This is a genomic window from Arsenicicoccus cauae, from assembly GCF_043162025.1.
Taxonomy (GTDB): domain Bacteria; phylum Actinomycetota; class Actinomycetes; order Actinomycetales; family Dermatophilaceae; genus Arsenicicoccus; species Arsenicicoccus cauae.
Genome location: NZ_CP171001.1, coordinates 3,234,218 through 3,251,034, shown reverse-complemented (window position 1 = coordinate 3,251,034; position 16,817 = coordinate 3,234,218). Strand labels below are relative to the sequence as shown.

Here is a 16,817-nt window from a genome sequence, read left to right as displayed (position 1 = left end):
TCACTCGACGACGACGATGAGGTCTCCGCCCTCGACGGCCTGCGCCGCCCCGATCGCGAGGCGGCTCACGCGCCCGGCGACCGGCGTGGTGATGGCGGCCTCCATCTTCATGGCCTCGATCGTCGCGACCTGCGCGCCCGCCGCGACCTCGTCGCCCTCGGCCACCGCCAGCGTCACGACACCCGCGAACGGCGCCGGCACGTGGCCCGGCTTGGTGGTGTCGGCACGCTCGGCGGCGGCGACGTTGGACTTGACGGACTCGTCGCGCACCTCGATCGTGCGCATCTGGCCGTTGATCGTGACCATGACATTGCGCATGCCGCGGGCGTCTGCGTCGCCGATCGCCGTGAGGCCGAGGAGCAAGGTCTTGCCACGCTCCATCTGCACCTCGTGCTCCTCGCCGACCGCGAGGCCGTGCAGGAAGTCGCGCGTGTTGAGCACCGACAGGTCGCTGAACGCCTCGCGTGCCGCCACGAACTCCTTGGTAGGGCCGGGGAAGAGCAGGCGGTTCAGCGTCATACGCGGCTCGTCGGCCAGGGCCTGCTCGTCCTCGGCGGACAGCTCGGTCTCGACCGGCTTGGTCCGCCGACCCTCCAGGGCCTTGGTGCGGAAGGGCTCGGGCCAGCCACCGGGGGGCGTCCCCAGGTCGCCGTTGAGGAAGCCGATGACCGAGTCGGGTATGTCGAAGCGCTGCGGATCCGCCTCGAACGCCGCCGGGTCCGCGCCAGCACCCACGAGCGCCAGGGCGAGGTCGCCGACCACCTTGGACGACGGGGTGACCTTGACGATGTTGCCGAGGATGTCGTTGGCGGCGGCATACATGTCCTCGATCGCCTCGAACCGGTCGCCCAGCCCGAGCGCGATGGCCTGCTGACGGAGGTTGGACAGCTGCCCGCCGGGGATCTCGTGGGTGTAGACGCGGCCGGTGGGGCCGGCGAGCCCGGACTCGAACGGCCCGTAGAGCCGCCGGATGGCCTCCCAGTAGGGCTCGAGGTCCATGACGGCGTCCAGGTCGAGCCCGGTCGCCCGGTCGGTCCCGTCGGTGGCCGCGACCAGCGCGGACATGGACACCTGGGAGGTGGTGCCGGCCATCGAGGCCGCCGCCACGTCCACTGCGTCGACCCCGGCGTCGATCGCGGCGAGGAGCGTGGCGAGCTGGCCGCCCGCGGTGTCATGGGTGTGCAGGTGCACGGGCAGGTCGAAGCGCTCCCGCAGCGCCCGCACGAGCCGGGCCGCCGCGGGTGCCCGCAGCAGCCCGGCCATGTCCTTGATCGCGAGGACGTGCGCTCCGGCCTCGACGAGCTGCTCGGCGAGGCGCAGGTAGTAGTCGAGGGTGTAGAGCTGCTCGCCGGGCGAGAGCATGTTGCCGGTGTAGCAGAGCGCGGCCTCGGCGACGGCGTGGTCGGTCTCGCGGACCGCCTCGATCGCGGGGCGCATCTGGTCGACGTTGTTGAGCGCGTCGAAGATGCGGAACACGTCGACCCCGGTGCGAGCCGCCTCGGCGACGAAGGCGTTGGTCACCGACAGCGGGTAGGGCGTGTAGCCCACCGTGTTGCGGCCACGCAGCAGCATCTGGATCGGCAGGTTGGGCATCGCCTCGTGGAGCTGGGCGAGCCGCTCCCACGGGTCCTCGTGCAGGAACCGCAGCGCCACGTCGTAGGTCGCGCCGCCCCAGGCCTCCACCGAGAGCAGCTGCGGCAGCATGCGAGCGACGTAGGGCGCCACGTGCAGCATGTCCCGGGTCCGGACGCGGGTCGCGAGCAGCGACTGGTGCGCGTCGCGGAAGGTCGTGTCGGTGACGGCCACGGAGGTGCGCTCGCGCAGCGCCCGGGCCCAGCCCTCGGGGCCGAGCTCCAGGAGGCGCTGCCGGGACCCGGCGGGCGGGGCGGCCCGCCATACGTCCTCGGGCAGCCGCGGGAGCTTCTCGCGGGCCGAGCGCTCGGTGCGCTGCGGACCGTGCGGCTGGTTGACGGTGATCCCCGCAAGGTAGGTCAGCAGCTTGGTGCCGCGGTCGGCGGGCATGCGGTTGTCGAACAGCGAGGGCCGCTCCTCGATGAAGCTCGTCGTGATGCGCCCCGCGATGAAGTCGGGGTCGCTGATGAGGGACTCGAGGAAGGTGATGTTGGTGGAGATCCCGCGGATCCGGAACTCCTGCAGGGCCCGCTGGGCGCGCTGCACCGCCGTGGCGAAGTCCCGCCCCCGACAGGTGAGCTTGACCAGCATCGAGTCGAAGTGAGCACCCACCTCGGCGCCGTCGAAGACCGTGCCGCCGTCGAGGCGCACCCCGGCGCCGCCGGGAGAGCGGTAGACCATGATCCGCCCGGTGTCGGGCCGGAAGCCGTTGGCGGGGTCCTCGGTGGTGATGCGGCACTGCAGCGCCGCCCCGCGCAGCCGGATCGAGTCCTGGGACAGACCCAGTTCGGCCAACGTCTCGCCGGCCGCGATCCGCAGCTGGCTGGAGACGAGGTCGACGTCGGTGACCTCCTCGGTGACCGTGTGCTCGACCTGGATGCGGGGGTTCATCTCGATGAAGACGTAGCGGCCGTCCGGCCCGAGCAGGAACTCCACCGTACCGGCGTTGACGTAACCGATCTGGCGGGCGAACCGGACGGCGTCCGCGCAGATCCGGTCGCGCAGCTCGGGGTCGAGGCCCGGGGCGGGGGCGACCTCGACCACCTTCTGGTGGCGGCGCTGCACCGAGCAGTCTCGCTCGAACAGGTGGATGGTGTCGCCGGTCGCGTCGGCGAGGATCTGCACCTCGATGTGGCGCGGGGAGAGGACGGCCTCCTCGAGGTACATCCGGTCGTCGCCGAACGCGCTGGCGGCCTCGCGCTGCGCCTCGAGGATCGCGGCCTCGAGCCGGTCGGCCGACTCCACCTTGCGCATGCCGCGTCCGCCGCCTCCGCTGACGGCCTTGACGAAGAGCGGGAACCCGATCTCCTCCGAGGCCGCCACGAGGGTGGCGACGTCGTTGCTCGGCTCGCTGTCGTGCAGGATCGGCAGCCCGGCCTCCGCCGCCGCCTTGATGGCCCGCGCCTTGTTGCCCGTGAGCTCGAGCACCGTGTGCGCCGGGCCGACGAAGGTGATGCCCTCCTCCTGGCAGCGCTGGGCGAGGTCGGGGTTCTCCGACAGGAAGCCGTAGCCCGGGTAGATCGCGTCGGCCTCCGCCTCCTTGGCGGCCGTGATTATGCCCTCCACGTCGAGGTAGGCCCGCACCGGGTGGCCCTCCTCGCCGATCTGGTAGGACTCGTCGGCCTTGAGGCGGTACTCCGCCTTGCGGTCCTCGTAGGGGAACACGGCGACGGTGGTGATGCCGAGCTCGGTGGCGGCGCGGAACGCCCGGACGGCGATCTCACCACGGTTGGCGACGAGGACCTTGCGGAACATGGGGTGCTCCCTCGGGGAGTGGCTGGACAGGCAGCCGGCCGGGCGGGCCGGCCGACTCTGAGGCCAGCCTAGAGAGCGGGGGTCGGCCTGTCCTGGTCAGTCCGTATGACGGGAGCGATCGCCCGTCGTGCGCTGCGGCGACGGGCGACGGGCGAGGCGCGATGGCCGGGGAAAGGAGGGGCATCGCCCGACGCGCGGGCGATGCCACTCCGTGACGCACCCGCCTACCAGGTGTGGGCGACGTCCACCACCAGGTGTTGCCTGGTCGCGTCCTTGACGACGAACGCCCGCATGGGCAGCCGCGCCCGGGTCCCCACGCCGAAGGTGGTCTGCCCCTCGAAGGATCCGCCGAAGGCGATCTGGCGGAAGGTGCTGAAGCCGGAGACGCGGACGGCCTCGAGGCGGTTGGCCGGCCGATAGGTCGGGCGCCCCTCGGGGGTGTAGGCGGGCGCCTGCACCGTGACGACGAGGTCCGCTGCCCCCCGCAGCGGGATCGTGTCGCCCTTGGCGATGTCCGTGAACCGGGACCGGTAGCCGACGTGGTAGCCGACGGTGCGGGTCGAGGCCGGTCCGAGGTCGACGACCAGGCGGTCGAAGCAGGCGTGCCGGCCGGCCCGGGCGCCGAGGACGCGGACGTCGGCGGTGCTGGTGGAGGCCTCGTCCAGCGACCCCCACTTCGTGGCGCAGGCCGAGCGGGTGGTGGGTGCCGCGGTCGCGGGACCGGTGGGGAGGACGGCCAGGCTGGTGGCCGCCGTCAGGACGGCAGCCGCGGCTGCCGCACCCGACGTCAGGTGATGGGTGGTTCTCATGTCTACGTCCCCCATGGATGCAGGTCGCCCGCCGCGAGGTCGCGGGCACGGGCGGCGCCGGCCGGGACGTTGCGCCGACCGACGGCGAGGAGGCCGGGGCGTGCTGCCGGGCCTCGGGTGGCGCCAGGGCAGGGAAGCCGGTGTGGCCGGGGGAGACGAGGCGTCGGTCTCGGCCGCCGAGGCGGCCGGTGGGTTGCAGGCACCCGTCGCGTGGCGACGGGTCTACTCCAGGATAGGTCCCAGGGCGTCTCAGGGGAAGGCCTGCAGCCGGTAGGTTCGGGGGGTGACGATCGACGCCGACCGCTACCTCGGCGGGAGCCCGGACCGGGTCGAGCTGCAGCGACGCACCGTGCGGACGCTGGCCGTCACCAACGCTGTCGGCGGGGTCGGCGTCACGACCGGGATCACGGTCGCCTCGCTGCTGGCCGCCGACGTCTCCGGTCGCGAGGAGCTCGCCGGCCTCAGCCAGACCGCGCAGGTGGCGGGGACCGCGGTGGCGGCATACGTGCTGTCCCGCGTGATGACCCGGCGCGGCCGTCGGGTCGGGCTGTCGATCGGCTATCTCGTGGGCGCCACCGGTGCCCTGCTGTGCGTGCTGGCCGGTGTGGTCCGCAGCTTCCCGCTGCTGCTGGCGGCGGCGGTGCTGTTCGGCGCGGCCAGCGCCGCCAACTCCCAGTCACGTTTCGCGGCAACGGACCTGGCCAGCGACCAGCATCGCGGTCGGGACCTGTCGACGGTGGTGTGGGCCACGACGATCGGTGCGGTGACCGGCCCCAACCTCGCCGACGTGGGCGGGACGCTGGCGACGAGCCTCGGCCTGCCCGCCCTCACCGGAGCCTTCCTCGTCACGGCGCTGGCGCTCGGTGTCACCATCGCGCTCGTCGGGCTGCTGCTGCGCCCCGACCCATTGCTCGTCGCGCGCGCCGTCGCCGCGCAGCAGCGGCGGAGCGACCCGGCCGGATCCACCCGTGACGACGACGTCAGCGCCTGGCACGTGCTGCGGACCCGCCCCACCGTCGCCGCCTGCGTCGTGGCGATCGCGCTGGCCCACACCGTCATGGTGTCGGTGATGATCATGACGCCCATCCACATGCGGCACGGCGACGCGAGCATCCGCCTGATCGGGCTGACCCTCAGCGGGCACATCCTCGGCATGTACGCCTTCTCCCCGCTCGTCGGGCGTCTCGTCGACCGGTGGGGCGGCTGGCGGGTCGTCCTGCTCGGCGCGGTGGTCGAGGGAGGGTCGATCGTCGCGGCGGCCACGACCCAGGAGGGCGCGTCCTGGCTGCTCTCGGCCGCGTTGTTCGGGCTGGGGCTCGGCTGGTCGTTCGCGCTGATCGGGGCGTCGTCGTCGCTCGTCGGTGCCACCCCGGTGGGCGCCCGCGCCCCGGTCCAGGGGCTCGCCGACCTGGTCATGGGCCTGACCGCCGCGGTGGGCGGCGCCCTCGCCGGGGTCATCGTGGGCTGGCTGGGCTATCCCGCGCTCGCGCTGTCCTGCCTGCCCGCCGCTGCGGTCGTGTGCGGGTGCGGCCTCCTCGTGCGTGGCGCCGCGCGATAGGTTCGTGGCGGAGCCGTCGCCGACCACCGTCGATCAGCAGGAGGGTTCGTATGCCGGAAGACGCCCCCACCACCGCCAGCCCCCGCCCGGGGCACACCGACGAGGTCCTCTACGAGCGGCGCGGGGCCCTCGGCCGGATCCTCCTCAACCGACCCAGGGCCATCAACTCGCTCACCACGCCGATGGTCGACTCGATGCTCGAGCAGCTGCGGGACTGGTCGGCGGACGACGAGGTCGTCAGCGTCAGCATCGAGGGTGTCGGCCCCAAGGGGCTCTGCGCCGGCGGCGACATGCGGGCCGCGCGGGAGGCGACGCTCGCCGGACGCGACGACGCCATCGTCTTCTGGGACCACGAGTACCAGGTCAACGCCGCGATCGCCGCCTACCCCAAGCCCTACATCGCGTTCATGGACGGGATCGTCATGGGCGGGGGAGTTGGGGTGTCGGCGCACGGCTCGCTGCGCCTCGCCACCGAGCGCACGCGGCTGGCCATGCCCGAGACCGCGATCGGCTTCTTCCCCGACGTCGCGGGCTGCTGGTGGCTGGCCAAGGCACCGGGCCAGCTCGGTCCCTACCTCGCCATGACCGGCGCGTCCATCACCGGGGCGGACGCCGTGGCAACGGGATTCGCGGACGCGCTGATCTCCTCCGACGAGATCCCCCCTCTGGTCGACCGGCTCGCGGCGGGGGAGCGGCTCGACCCCTCCGTCGGTGACACCGACCCGACGAGCCCCCTTGTCGCGCAACGCGGCTGGATCGACGAGTGCTTCACCGGCGACGACCCAGCGGTGATCCTGCGGCGGCTCGAGGCGCATGGCAGCGAGGAGGCGAGAGGGTGTGCCGCCGTCATACGCACGAAGTCCCCACTGTCCGTGGCGGTCTCGCTCGAGGCCGTGCGCCGCGCCGCCCGCATGCGCAGCATCAATGAGGTGCTGCAGCAGGACCGGGTCCTCGGGCGGCACTTCTGGGAGCGGTCCGACATGCCCGAAGGCGTGCGGGTGGTCCTCGTCGACAAGGGCGCGGGCGAGCCGCCGCAGTGGCTCTGGGACCGTGTCGAGGACGTGCCGCACGACGTCGTGCAGGGCATGTTCGTCTGCTGAACCGGCTAGGGTGACCACGTGATCCGGACGGCGTAGAGGCACCAGCGCCACCCACCCTGCGTCGGTGGGCGGCTCGTCGTGCCCTCAGCCACCGGCCGCGCCGCGGCCACGTCCACCCGGAGTCACCCCATGTCCGGCACCACGCGTGCCGGGAGCTACCGCACCCTCCTCGCCGACCCGGTCGTCGCGCGCACCTTCGCGCTGGCCCTGGTCGGGCGGCTAGGGTATGCCGTGCTCCCGCTCAGCTTCCTCTTCACCGTCCGCCAGACCACCGGCAGCTTCGCCGCGGCGGCCACCGCGATGGCGGTCTTCGGCTCGACGACCCTCGTCATGCCGGTGCAGGCCCGCCTCGCCGACCGGCACGGCCAGCGTGTCGTGCTCTCCTGCGTCGCAGCGGGATTCGTTCTCGTCCTCGTCGCGGCCGCGCTCGTCGCCCGCGGCTCTGCGGGTGCCCCACCGGGAGCGTGGGTGGCGGGCTCGGTCCTGCTCGGCCTCACGGCGCCGGCCCTCGGACCCTCGATGCGCGCGCAGTGGCGCAGCTTCGTCCCCGAGGGGCCGCGGCGGGTCACGGCCTACTCCCTCGACGCCGTCTGCGAGGAGACCCTCTACCTCGTCGGCCCGATCGTCGCCGCCGCTCTCCTGGCTCGGGGCCCGGCCTGGCACCGGCTCGTGCTCGTCGCCGGGCTGGTCGCGGTCGGGGCGGCCGGCCTCATGATCTCCCCGGCCGCGACCGTCACCGCGGCCGCGGCGGATCTGGACGATCCGAAAGTCCTCGCCGGGCCAGGTGATTCGCCCGCACCCAGCGACGCACCCCGACCCAGCGACGCACCGGCGTCTGGAGGCGCCGCGGCGCCAGGACGGCGGGGTTCACCCCTCGGACTCGCCGGGATGTGGCGGCTGCTCGCCCTCATGGCGGGCTTCGGTTGCGCGAGCGCGTTGATGTACACCGGGGTCGCCGCCCGCGCCGACGCCGCCGGGCACCCGGGCTGGGCGGGCTACGTCGAGGCAGCCGTGGCCGCCGCCTCCGTGATCGGCGGCCTCGCGTGGGGCGCCCGACGGCACCGGCGTGCCTGGCCGGCGCAGCTCGCGGGAACCCTTGCCCTGCTGGGGATCTCGCTGTGCGTGGCGTCGGCGATGACGTCGTGGTGGTTGCTTGGCGTCGTCCTCGTCGGGGCGGGCCTGGCGATGTCGCCGAGCTACACCGTGGCCTTCGTGGCGGCCGATGTCGAGACGCCGCCCCACCTGCGCACCGAGGCGAGTACGTGGGTGAGCACCATCACCAACCTCGGCTCGTCCGGCGGCACCGCCCTGGCCGGCGTGGTGGTCGGGGCCTGGGGCGCGGGTGCGCCACTGGCCGTGGCCGGAGTCGTGGCCCTGGTGGCTGCCGCAGCGGCCGGCAGCCTGGCCGCGACCGCCTCCCGCAGCTAGCCCACGCGACAAGAGTGCTGTCTGTCCGCACCTGTGCCACGGTGCGGGGCGGGGAGCGTGCGGAATCTGCTGTCTGCCTGCGCCTTGGCCACGCTGCGGGGCCGTGGGCGTGACAAAACTGCGGTCTCCCCGCGCTTCGGTCGCGCTGCGGGGCCGTGGGTGTGACGAAAGTGCGGTCTCCCGCGCCTTGGTCACGTCGGCAGCCCGGCGAGGGCGCCGGGGTCAGGCGATGGCGGCCACCGCGCCGGCGCCGACGTCGTAGCCGCGGTACATGCCGGGGGAGTTGAACGCCAGCACCACCTCGCCCGCCGGCGTCACCGCGACGAGCCCGCCGTCGGCGCCACGCGCCCCCACGAGCTCGTCGATCGTCTCGCGCACCGCCGTCGCCAGACCTTGCCCACCCCACCGGAGCCGCGCGTGGATCTCGTGCGCCACCGCCCCCCGCACAAAGAGCTCACCCTGGCCCGTGCACGACACCGCCACGGTCGCGTCGTCGGCCCAGGTCCCGCAGCCCACCAGGGGCGTGTCGCCGACCCGGCCCGGCAGCTGCGCGGTGATGCCACCGGTCGAGGTGGCCGCCGCAACCAAGCCCGAGGCGTCGCGGGCGACCGCCCCCACCGTCCCGTGGCGGTACTCCAGGAAGGAGGACGTCTGCTCGAGCATCCGTCGCCGCGCCTCGGTGACGTAGTAGTCGGGGGTCACCAGCTCAAGCCCCCACTGCTCCAGCAGCGCAAGCGACGGCATCGCCATCAGCACGTGGTCGCTCCGCTCCATGACGGCGCGCGCGGCCATGACGGGGTTGCGTGGCCCGCTCGCGCAGGTCACGGCCCCTGACCTCGAGTCGCCGGCCATCACGCAGGCGTCCAGCTCGGCGGTCCCCTCGATCGTCAGCGCGGCGCCCCGCCCCGCGTTGAAGCACTCGCTGTCCTCCAGCACCCGCACGCTCGCGCACACCGCGTCCAGGGCCGCGCCGCCATCGTCGAGGATCGCCCGCCCGGCACGCACCGCCGCCTCGAGCGCAGCGGTGGCGGCCGCCGACTGCACGGAGGGCAGGGACGCCGGGTCGACGCCCGCGCCCCCGTGGATCGCGATGGCCGGGCCGTCGCCGGCCGGCAGGTGGGTGAGCTGGACAGGCGGCAGCGGCGTCATACGGTCCATTGTCGTATGGCGCCGCACCCGCGCAGGACGACCGGGGAATCCTGGTGGAGGCGCGCGCGTTGGGAAGGGTAGACTCACGGGTCTGACCTGGGCCTCGCGCACAGGTCGTCGTTTGACAAGTCCACAGCGTGACGTGCCCGCCCCTTCACCGGGACCCCCTTGGGGGTGATCGGTTTCGACGTTGGTCGATCTAGCAGGGGAAGCGGGCCGAGGATGCTGAGTTGTCTCGTTAACGCCCTCAGCAAACCAATAGGTGCCAATTCCAAGCGCACCGACTTCGCCCTCGCCGCCTGAGCGAGCCCGAAGTCTGTCAGCCTAGGTGTGATCTCGGCCTAGGGTCTGGCATCAGCTAGAGATCTTGCTGCACGCCGGTGTCGGGACGGCGTGCGGGACTCCTTCTCGACTGGGCCTGTCAGGGGACGTGTGCGCGCGAGCCCTGGGGCCGAGAAAGTCCTTAGCGCACTGCGCCCGGAGAAGCCCTGGTGCGTCGTCAGCGGACGCGGGTTCGATTCCCGCCACCTCCACCAGATCGGGCACGTCACGCCGTGGACCTGCAGCGCAAGGCCCCCTCGCCTCCACCAGGAGATCGAGGGGGCCTTGTCGGCATACGGGCTCGTTTGCCGGACGGCTCAGACGGAGGGGATGTCCGCGGGGCTGGTCCCCGGGGTCTGGCCCTGGCCGGCGGCGCCGGGCTGACCCTGCTGCTGCGCGAGCTGGGCCTCGGCGGCTGCCACCTGCTGGGCGTACTCCCGCTTGACGGTCTCCATGTCCAGCGACTTGATCTGCGTGATCAGGTCCTCGAGGGCGTTGGCGGGCAGGGCGCCGGGCTGCATGAGCAGCGGCACGCCCTCGCGGAAGGCCATGATCGTCGGGATCGACGTGATCTGGAGCATCGCGGCGAGGCCCTGCTCGGCCTCGGTGTCGATCTTGCCGAAGACGATGTCGTCGTGCTTGTCGGAGGAGGCCTCGAAGACCGGCGCGAACTGCTTGCAGGGGCCGCACCAGTCGGCCCAGAAGTCGTAGAGGACGATGTCGTTGTCCTGGATGGTCGACTCGAAGGTCGCTTCCGTGATCTGACGGGTGCTCATGGGAGGTCCAACGACGACCACCCGGCGAGGATTCCCCGGACCGGTGTCGAGATCAGCGCCCTGAGCAGACAGGAACGGGCACGGTCGGGCGCCTGATAGACTGGGGTCAGCAGTCTCGCTTGTGCGGTGTTCGCGATCGACGTCCGGGTCCTCCGGTCCCTCGGTCGCCAGCACCACGGCGCAACGTCCGCGACGGACAGGGCCCCAGCTAGGTCTGGGTAAGCCACAGGGGCGCACGACCCCGAGAACTTTCTTGGCCGCTCATCAGGGCGGCCCACGAGAAGCGAGACGCAGCCGGCGGCAGCTCGTCGACCGGCCCGACCGGGCTCCCGCACGTGGAGCCTGAGGCTCGCCTTCATCGTTGCCCTCGCCAGGTGGCTCGAAGCGTGCCTATCGACCACCCAGCAAGGAATCCCCATGTCTGCTCAGTCCTCGTCCGGCGCGCCCAAGAAGGCGCGCTGGAGCACCTCCAAGAAGGTCGAGGCCCGTCGTGGCCCGAGCAAGCCCCACCGCGGGCAGGGCCCCACGGCCGGTCGCGACGAGCGTCGCCCCTACACCCGCGACGAGCGGTCGTATGCCGACCGCGGGCCCCGCAGCGAGTCCCGCGACGAGCGCGGCCCCCGTCGCGAGTTCAACCGTGACGAGCGCCCGGAGCGCCGCCCCTTCAACCGCGACGACCGTCCGCAGCGCTCCTTCGACCGCGACGAGCGGCGTCCGTTCAACCGGGGCGACCGTCCCCACGACAGGGGTGTCGACCGGGACGACCGCGGGCAGCGCAGCTACGACCGCGGTGACCGACCCCAGCGTCGCTTCGAGCGGGACGACCGCGGGCAGCGCAGCTACGACCGCGGTGACCGACCCCAGCGTCGCTTCGACCGCGACGAGCGGGGCCCCCGCAGCTACGACCGCGGTGACCGACCCCAGCGTCGCTTCGAGCGGGACGACCGCGGGCCGCGCAGCTACGAGCGCGGTGACCGACCCCAGCGGCGCTTCGAGCGGGACGACCGCGGGCCGCGCAGCTACGACCGCGGTGACCGCCCCCAGCGGCGCTTCGACCGCGACGAGCGGGGCCCCCGCAGCTACGACCGCGGCGACCGGGGCTACCAGCGTGCGGACCGCAGCCGCACCTGGACCGACCGCGAGGAGCGCGAGGCGATGGGCCTGTCCGTCGACGTGCCGGCCGAGGCCGCGCCCGTCGAGGTCGGGGCCGACAACGGCTTCGCCGCCCTCGGTCTCCCGACGCCGCTCGTCGAGCGCCTGGCTCGGGACGGCATCACCACCCCCTTCCCGATCCAGCAGGCGACCATCCCGGACGCGCTCGCGGGCCGGGACGTCCTCGGCCGCGGCCAGACGGGTTCGGGCAAGACCCTGAGCTTCGGCCTGCCGCTCATCGCGACCCTCGCAGCGGGCGGCAAGGCCGCCCCGGGCGTCGTCCGCTCGATCATCCTCGTCCCCACGCGTGAGCTGGCCCAGCAGGTGAGCGACGCGCTGCAGCCGCTCGTGCACGTGATGGGTCTGCGCCACAAGCTCGTGGCGGGCGGCATGCCCTACCCGCCGCAGATCATGGCGCTGGAGAAGGGCCTGGACGTCCTCGTCGCCACGCCCGGCCGCCTCAAGGACCTCATCGACCGCGGAGCAGCCGACCTGTCCCAGGTCGAGGTGGCCGTGCTCGACGAGGCCGACCACATGGCCGAGATGGGCTTCCTCGAGGCCATCAGCGAGATCCTGGACCTCGTGCCCGGTGGCGGGCAGCGACTGCTGTTCTCCGCGACGCTGGACCGCGGGATCGACACGGTGGTCGAGCGCTACCTGTCCGACCCGGTGACCCACGAGACCGACCCGGAGACGGCGTCGGTCGAGACCATGGACCACCACGTCCTGCTCATCGACCCGATGCACAAGAAGGTCATCACGGCCGAGGTCGCCAACCGCACCGGCCGCACGGTGGTCTTCGTGCGCACCAAGCTCGGCGCCGACCGCGTCGCGCTCCAGCTGCGCGAGCAGGGCGTCTTCGCGGCGGCCCTGCACGGCGGCCTGTCCCAGGTGCAGCGCAACCGGGTGCTCACCGGCTTCAAGGAGGGCACGCTGCCCGTCCTCGTCGCCACCGACGTGGCCGCCCGCGGCATCCACGTCGACGACGTCTCCGTGGTGCTGCAGGTCGACCCGCCGGCCGACCACAAGGACTACCTGCACCGCTCCGGCCGCACGGCGCGCGCCGGCGAGCGGGGCACGGTCGTGACGCTGGCGCTCCCGCACCAGCGCCGCCAGATGGAGCGCCTCGTCGAGCAGGCCGGGGTGGACGTCAAGCCCGTCCGCACGGCCCCCGGCGACCCGCTGCTCTACGACGGCGTGGGGGCCCGCACCCCGTCCGGCGAGGCCATCGAGGAGGGGCGCTACCGCCGCCTCGTCGAGGGCGAGCCGCGCCCGCAGCGTGGCCACCGTCGCGGCGGAGCGCGCTACCAGCCGCACGGGCGCCGCAACGAGCGCTCGTTCCGCGGTCGGGAGGACCGTGGCGGTCGCGACGACCGGGACGGCCGCCAGGACCGCGGTGGCCGGGACCGTTCGGCCCGCCGCTACGACGGCTGATCCTGCCCCTGCACCACCACGGCTGGACCCCGTCAGCGGGCGTCACCTCCATAAGGGGTGGCGCCCGCTTCGGCATACGGCCCGTCGAGGTGGGCACAATGGGACGGTGCGCACCGAGGACCTGACCGGACAACTGCTCATCGCCACCCCCGGGCTCAACGAGGGGGTGTTCGAGCGGTGCGTGATGCTCGTGCTGCACCACGGCGACGACGGCGCCCAGGCGGTCGTCCTCAACAAGCCCGTCGACGCCACCATCGACACGGTGCTGGACGGCTGGCAGGAGCACGTCCGCGAGCCGCAGGTCCTCTTTCAGGGCGGCCCGGTGCAGCTGGACTCGGCCCTCGGCGTCGTCGGGGTCATCGACCCCGGTCGCGAGGTCGACGGGGTGCAGCAGCTCTTTCCGGGGGTGGGGGTCGTGGATCTCGACACGCCTGCCGAGCAGGTGATGCCGCACCTGACCGGGGTTCGCATCTTCGCCGGGTATGCCGGGTGGGTCCCCGGTCAGCTCGAGGGTGAGATCCGCAACGGGTCGTGGTATGTCGTGGATCGTCTCCCCGATGACGTGTTCAGCGACGAGCCGAGCACGCTGTGGCGACGGGTGCTGCGTCGCCAGCCGGGGCGGCTGGCCTTCGTCGGCCTCTACCCCGACGACGAGGACTACAACTGAGCCGCGGCCTAGGATGTCCCGCATGAGCCAGGGATACCCCGAGATGCCGCCGGACCCGTTCGCGGAGCCGGGCGGGCCCTCGACGCAGACCGCGGTGCTGGAGCGCGAGCAGGTCGACGAGCAGCTGCAGGAGCCGGGCGACCGGGAACGCTTCGCCCACTACGTGCGCAAGGAAAAGATCCTCGAGAGCGCCATGACGGGGGAGCCGGTCGTGGCGCTGTGCGGCAAGATCTGGGTCCCGGGGCGCGACCCCAAGAAGTTCCCGGTGTGCCCGATCTGCCAGGAGATCTACGAGGGCCTGCGCAAGCCCCAGGACGGCGGGAAGTAATTTCACCCTTTTGACAGGTCTAGGTCACTGCTAGTGACATTTTGCCGCCCTAGGCGCTATTCTGGTTGCAGGGTGTCACGGGGCGCCCTGCCGTCATCGAAGGGAAACCACCATGCGTAACCTCGCCCGCACCGCTGCCGTCATCACCGTCGCCGCCGTCGCCACCCTGGCCGGAGGCTCCGCCAACGCCGTCACCCTCAAGCTCGGCTCGCAGCCGGCCGACACCATCAAGATCGGCTCGGCGCCCTCTGACGCGAGCACCGTCGGCTCCGTCGACCGCGTCACCCTCAAGCTGGGCTGACCACCAGGACCTCCTCGGCCCGCCGTCCCGACCCGGGGTGGCGGGCCGATGGCGTGCCGCTCGAGGCTGTCAAGGACCCGCCGCCCGGCATGTTGCCCGGCGAAAACGTCTACCCTGCAGGACGCGATGAGTACCTCTGCTGCCGAACACCTGTCCCCCGCCTTTCCCGAGCGCGCAGCGTGGGGAACGGCGGGCAAGCTGCGTGCCTGGCAGGCGGAGGCCCTCGAGGCCTACCTCGCCGAGCGTCCCCAGGACTTCCTGGCGGTGGCCACGCCTGGCGCCGGCAAGACGACATACGCGCTCCGGGTCGCGACCGAGCTGCTGCGGCGCGGGGTGGTGCGCCGCGTCACCGTCGTCGCCCCGACCGAGCACCTCAAGGTGCAGTGGGCGGACGCCGCCGCACGCGTCGGTATCCAGCTCGACCCGACCTTCACCAACGCCGCGGGGACGCACAACAAGGCCTTCGACGGCGTGGCGCTGACCTACGCGCAGGTGGCATCCAAGCCGCTGCTGCACCGGGCCCGCACGGAGGCCGCCCCGACCCTCGTGATCCTCGACGAGATCCACCACGGCGGCGACACCAAGTCCTGGGGGGACGCGATCCGCGAGGCCTTCGAGCCCGCGGCGCGGCGGCTGGCGCTCACCGGCACGCCCTTCCGCTCCGACACGAGCCCCATCCCGTTCGTGCGTTACGAGGAGGGTCCGGACGGCATCCGTCGGTCGGCCTCGGACTACTCCTACGGCTACGCCGAGGCGCTGCGCGACGGCGTGGTGCGGCCGGTGCTGTTCATGGCCTACGGGGGCGCGATGCGTTGGCGGACCCGCGCCGGCGACGAGCTCGCCGCCCGGCTGGGCGAGCCGCTCACCAAGGACCTCACGGCGCACGCGTGGCGGACCGCGCTGTCTCCCACGGGGGAGTGGATCCCGTCCGTGCTGCGCGCCGCCGACAAGCGCCTCACCGAGGTGCGCCGGCACGTGCCGGACGCCGGCGGCCTGGTGATCGCGACCAACCAGACCAATGCCCGCGCCTACGCCAGGATCCTGCACGAGATCACGGGGGAGAAGCCCACGGTCGTCCTGTCCGACGACGCCGGGGCCTCCCAGCGCATCGAGACCTACTCCCAGTCCACCGATCGTTGGCTGGTCGCGGTCCGGATGGTCTCCGAGGGGGTGGACGTGCCCCGCCTGGCGGTCGGGGTCTACGCGACCTCGACGTCGACGCCCCTGTTCTTCGCGCAGGCGGTGGGGCGGTTCGTGCGCGCCCGTAAGCGCGGAGAGGTGGCCTCGGTGTTCCTCCCGTCCGTGCCGGTGCTGCTCGAGCACGCCGCCCGCCTGGAGGACGAGCGGGACCACGCGCTCGACCGGCCCAAGAAACCCGGTGAGGAGGAGCCGCTCTGGTCCGAGGAGGACGGGCTCCTCGAGGAGGCCAACCGGTCCGAGCAGGCCAGTGACGAGCTCGACCTGAAGTTCGAGGCGCTGGAGTCGGACGCGGAGTTCGACCACGTCCTGTTCGACGCCCAGCAGTTCGGTCTCGTGGCGGACGTGGGCTCCGAGGAGGAGGAGGGCTACCTCGGACTGCCCGGCCTGCTGGAGCCCGACCAGATGGCGCACCTGCTCCGCGAGCGGCAGCGCGGCCAGAAGCCCAACGCGCGCGCCCAGGAGCGGCACGAGGAGGTCTCGGCACACCGCGCGCTGCAGGCCCAGCGCAAGGAGCTCAACAAGCTGGTCTCCGCCTATGCCCGCAAGACCGGCACGAAGCACGCGATCGTGCACTCCGAGCTCCGGCAGGTGTGCGGGGGACCGGCCCTGGACCAGGCGTCCGGGGAGCAGGTGACCGAGCGCATCGACAGGATCCGCAACTGGTTCGTCGGTCGCCGCTAGGTCACGGGACGGCGGCGTCGACCAGCGGAGCGGTGCGGTGCGCCAGCCGGGTGGCCAGGGAGATCACCGTCGAGGTGCGTATGACGGAACCGCCCGCCACGACGTCGTCGATCACCCGCTGCAGGTCTGCGTTGTCGCGGCCGACCAGGCGGATCCAGATGTCACCCGACCCGGTGATTGTGTGGGCCTCCAGCACCTCGGGGATCTGCTCCAGGTGACGCACCACCCGCTCGTGGCCGTGGTCCTGACGGATCTCCAGCGTGGCGAAGGCCATCACCGGGTAGCCCAGCGCCGCGGGGTCGACGTGCGGGGCGAAGGACGAGATGACCCCCCGACCCTGCAGGCGATCCAGGCGCGCCTGGACGTTGCCGCGCGCCACGCCCAGGACTCGTGAGGCGCCGAGCACCCCGATGTGCGGGTCCTGCGTGAAGGCGCTGATGAGCCTGCGGTCCAGATCGTCGATCCCCATGAGACACATTGTCCACCCTCGGGCGGCCTGCGCCACCAATCTTGACCAGTTTGCCCA

Annotated in this window: 13 protein-coding genes and 1 other RNA gene; 9 read left to right on the top strand and 5 right to left on the bottom strand. The window is 72.6% G+C overall.

The genetic code is table 11. From position 1 onward, the window contains the following. On the bottom strand, positions 1-3,387 hold the full coding sequence (locus ACF3NS_RS15115; protein WP_154592651.1) for a pyruvate carboxylase: 3,387 nt from the start codon (positions 3,385-3,387) through the stop codon (positions 1-3). Positions 3,388-3,611: 224 nt separating this feature from the next. Continuing rightward, a complete protein-coding gene (locus tag ACF3NS_RS15110) occupies positions 3,612-4,196 on the bottom strand; it encodes a hypothetical protein (RefSeq protein ID WP_392467090.1) in 585 nt (194 codons plus the stop codon). A gap of 283 nt (positions 4,197-4,479) precedes the next feature. On the opposite strand from ACF3NS_RS15110, the gene ACF3NS_RS15105 reads away from it, so the two are divergent. The 3 genes from ACF3NS_RS15105 to ACF3NS_RS15095 all read left to right on the top strand — a co-directional run bounded on the left by ACF3NS_RS15105 (position 4,480) and on the right by ACF3NS_RS15095 (position 8,282). Further along, positions 4,480-5,754, top strand: coding sequence for an MFS transporter (locus tag ACF3NS_RS15105; RefSeq protein WP_392467088.1), 1,275 nt, complete (start codon positions 4,480-4,482; stop codon positions 5,752-5,754). Positions 5,755-5,804: 50 nt separating this feature from the next. Beyond that, a complete protein-coding gene (locus ACF3NS_RS15100; RefSeq protein WP_392467086.1) occupies positions 5,805-6,854 on the top strand; it encodes a 3-hydroxyisobutyryl-CoA hydrolase in 1,050 nt (349 codons plus the stop codon). A gap of 129 nt (positions 6,855-6,983) precedes the next feature. Beyond that, positions 6,984-8,282 carry an MFS transporter gene (locus ACF3NS_RS15095; RefSeq protein ID WP_392467084.1) on the top strand — a complete coding sequence of 433 codons (1,299 nt, stop codon included), beginning with the start codon at positions 6,984-6,986 and terminating at the stop codon, positions 8,280-8,282. Positions 8,283-8,504: 222 nt separating this feature from the next. On the opposite strand, the gene ACF3NS_RS15090 is transcribed toward ACF3NS_RS15095, so the two are convergent. Next, positions 8,505-9,431 (bottom strand): isoaspartyl peptidase/L-asparaginase family protein, encoded by a 927-nt coding sequence (locus ACF3NS_RS15090; protein WP_392467082.1) that lies wholly within the window; start codon positions 9,429-9,431, stop codon positions 8,505-8,507. Positions 9,432-9,601: 170 nt separating this feature from the next. On the opposite strand from ACF3NS_RS15090, the gene ssrA reads away from it, so the two are divergent. Next, positions 9,602-9,967: a transfer-messenger RNA gene (gene ssrA, locus ACF3NS_RS15085) on the top strand. 102 nt (positions 9,968-10,069) lie between these two features. Here the strand turns inward: ssrA and trxA are convergent. Then, on the bottom strand, positions 10,070-10,528 hold the full coding sequence (gene trxA, locus ACF3NS_RS15080; RefSeq protein WP_154592647.1) for a thioredoxin: 459 nt from the start codon (positions 10,526-10,528) through the stop codon (positions 10,070-10,072). 417 nt (positions 10,529-10,945) lie between these two features. Here trxA and ACF3NS_RS15075 point away from each other — a divergent pair, with 417 nt between their 5' ends. From ACF3NS_RS15075 to ACF3NS_RS15055, 5 genes are all read left to right on the top strand, one after another. Beyond that, the gene (locus ACF3NS_RS15075) at positions 10,946-13,114 is read left to right on the top strand and encodes a DEAD/DEAH box helicase (protein WP_392467080.1); all 2,169 of its coding nucleotides are present in this window, start codon (positions 10,946-10,948) and stop codon (positions 13,112-13,114) included. A gap of 106 nt (positions 13,115-13,220) precedes the next feature. Further along, positions 13,221-13,781: a YqgE/AlgH family protein gene (locus ACF3NS_RS15070; protein ID WP_392467079.1), complete on the top strand. Its 561-nt coding sequence runs from the start codon at positions 13,221-13,223 to the stop codon at positions 13,779-13,781. Between the two features lie 22 nt (positions 13,782-13,803). Beyond that, complete coding sequence (locus tag ACF3NS_RS15065) at positions 13,804-14,109, top strand: DUF3039 domain-containing protein (RefSeq protein WP_154592645.1); 306 nt, start codon at positions 13,804-13,806, stop codon at positions 14,107-14,109. A 112-nt stretch (positions 14,110-14,221) separates the two neighbouring features. Beyond that, positions 14,222-14,410, top strand: coding sequence for a hypothetical protein (locus tag ACF3NS_RS15060; RefSeq protein WP_154592644.1), 189 nt, complete (start codon positions 14,222-14,224; stop codon positions 14,408-14,410). Positions 14,411-14,536: 126 nt separating this feature from the next. Next, positions 14,537-16,291, top strand: coding sequence for a DEAD/DEAH box helicase (locus ACF3NS_RS15055; protein ID WP_154592643.1), 1,755 nt, complete (start codon positions 14,537-14,539; stop codon positions 16,289-16,291). Position 16,292: 1 nt separating this feature from the next. On the opposite strand, the gene ACF3NS_RS15050 is transcribed toward ACF3NS_RS15055, so the two are convergent. After that, a complete protein-coding gene (locus ACF3NS_RS15050) occupies positions 16,293-16,760 on the bottom strand; it encodes an Lrp/AsnC family transcriptional regulator (RefSeq protein WP_392467077.1) in 468 nt (155 codons plus the stop codon). Positions 16,761-16,817 lie beyond the last annotated feature (57 nt).

Excerpts from the sequence above, each read along its gene's own strand:
- ACF3NS_RS15115 (WP_154592651.1), bottom strand. The coding sequence starts at position 3,387 with ATGTTCCGCAAGGTCCTCGTCGCCAACCGTGGTGAGATCGCCGTCCGG.
- ACF3NS_RS15110 (WP_392467090.1), bottom strand. The coding sequence starts at position 4,196 with ATGAGAACCACCCATCACCTGACGTCGGGTGCGGCAGCCGCGGCTGCC.
- ACF3NS_RS15100 (WP_392467086.1), top strand. The coding sequence starts at position 5,805 with ATGCCGGAAGACGCCCCCACCACCGCCAGCCCCCGCCCGGGGCACACC.
- ACF3NS_RS15095 (WP_392467084.1), top strand. The coding sequence starts at position 6,984 with ATGTCCGGCACCACGCGTGCCGGGAGCTACCGCACCCTCCTCGCCGAC.
- ACF3NS_RS15090 (WP_392467082.1), bottom strand. The coding sequence starts at position 9,431 with ATGACGCCGCTGCCGCCTGTCCAGCTCACCCACCTGCCGGCCGGCGAC.
- trxA (WP_154592647.1), bottom strand. The coding sequence starts at position 10,528 with ATGAGCACCCGTCAGATCACGGAAGCGACCTTCGAGTCGACCATCCAG.
- ACF3NS_RS15075 (WP_392467080.1), top strand. The coding sequence starts at position 10,946 with ATGTCTGCTCAGTCCTCGTCCGGCGCGCCCAAGAAGGCGCGCTGGAGC.
- ACF3NS_RS15065 (WP_154592645.1), top strand. The coding sequence starts at position 13,804 with ATGAGCCAGGGATACCCCGAGATGCCGCCGGACCCGTTCGCGGAGCCG.
- ACF3NS_RS15060 (WP_154592644.1), top strand. The coding sequence starts at position 14,222 with ATGCGTAACCTCGCCCGCACCGCTGCCGTCATCACCGTCGCCGCCGTC.
- ACF3NS_RS15055 (WP_154592643.1), top strand. The coding sequence starts at position 14,537 with ATGAGTACCTCTGCTGCCGAACACCTGTCCCCCGCCTTTCCCGAGCGC.
- ACF3NS_RS15050 (WP_392467077.1), bottom strand. The coding sequence starts at position 16,760 with ATGGGGATCGACGATCTGGACCGCAGGCTCATCAGCGCCTTCACGCAG.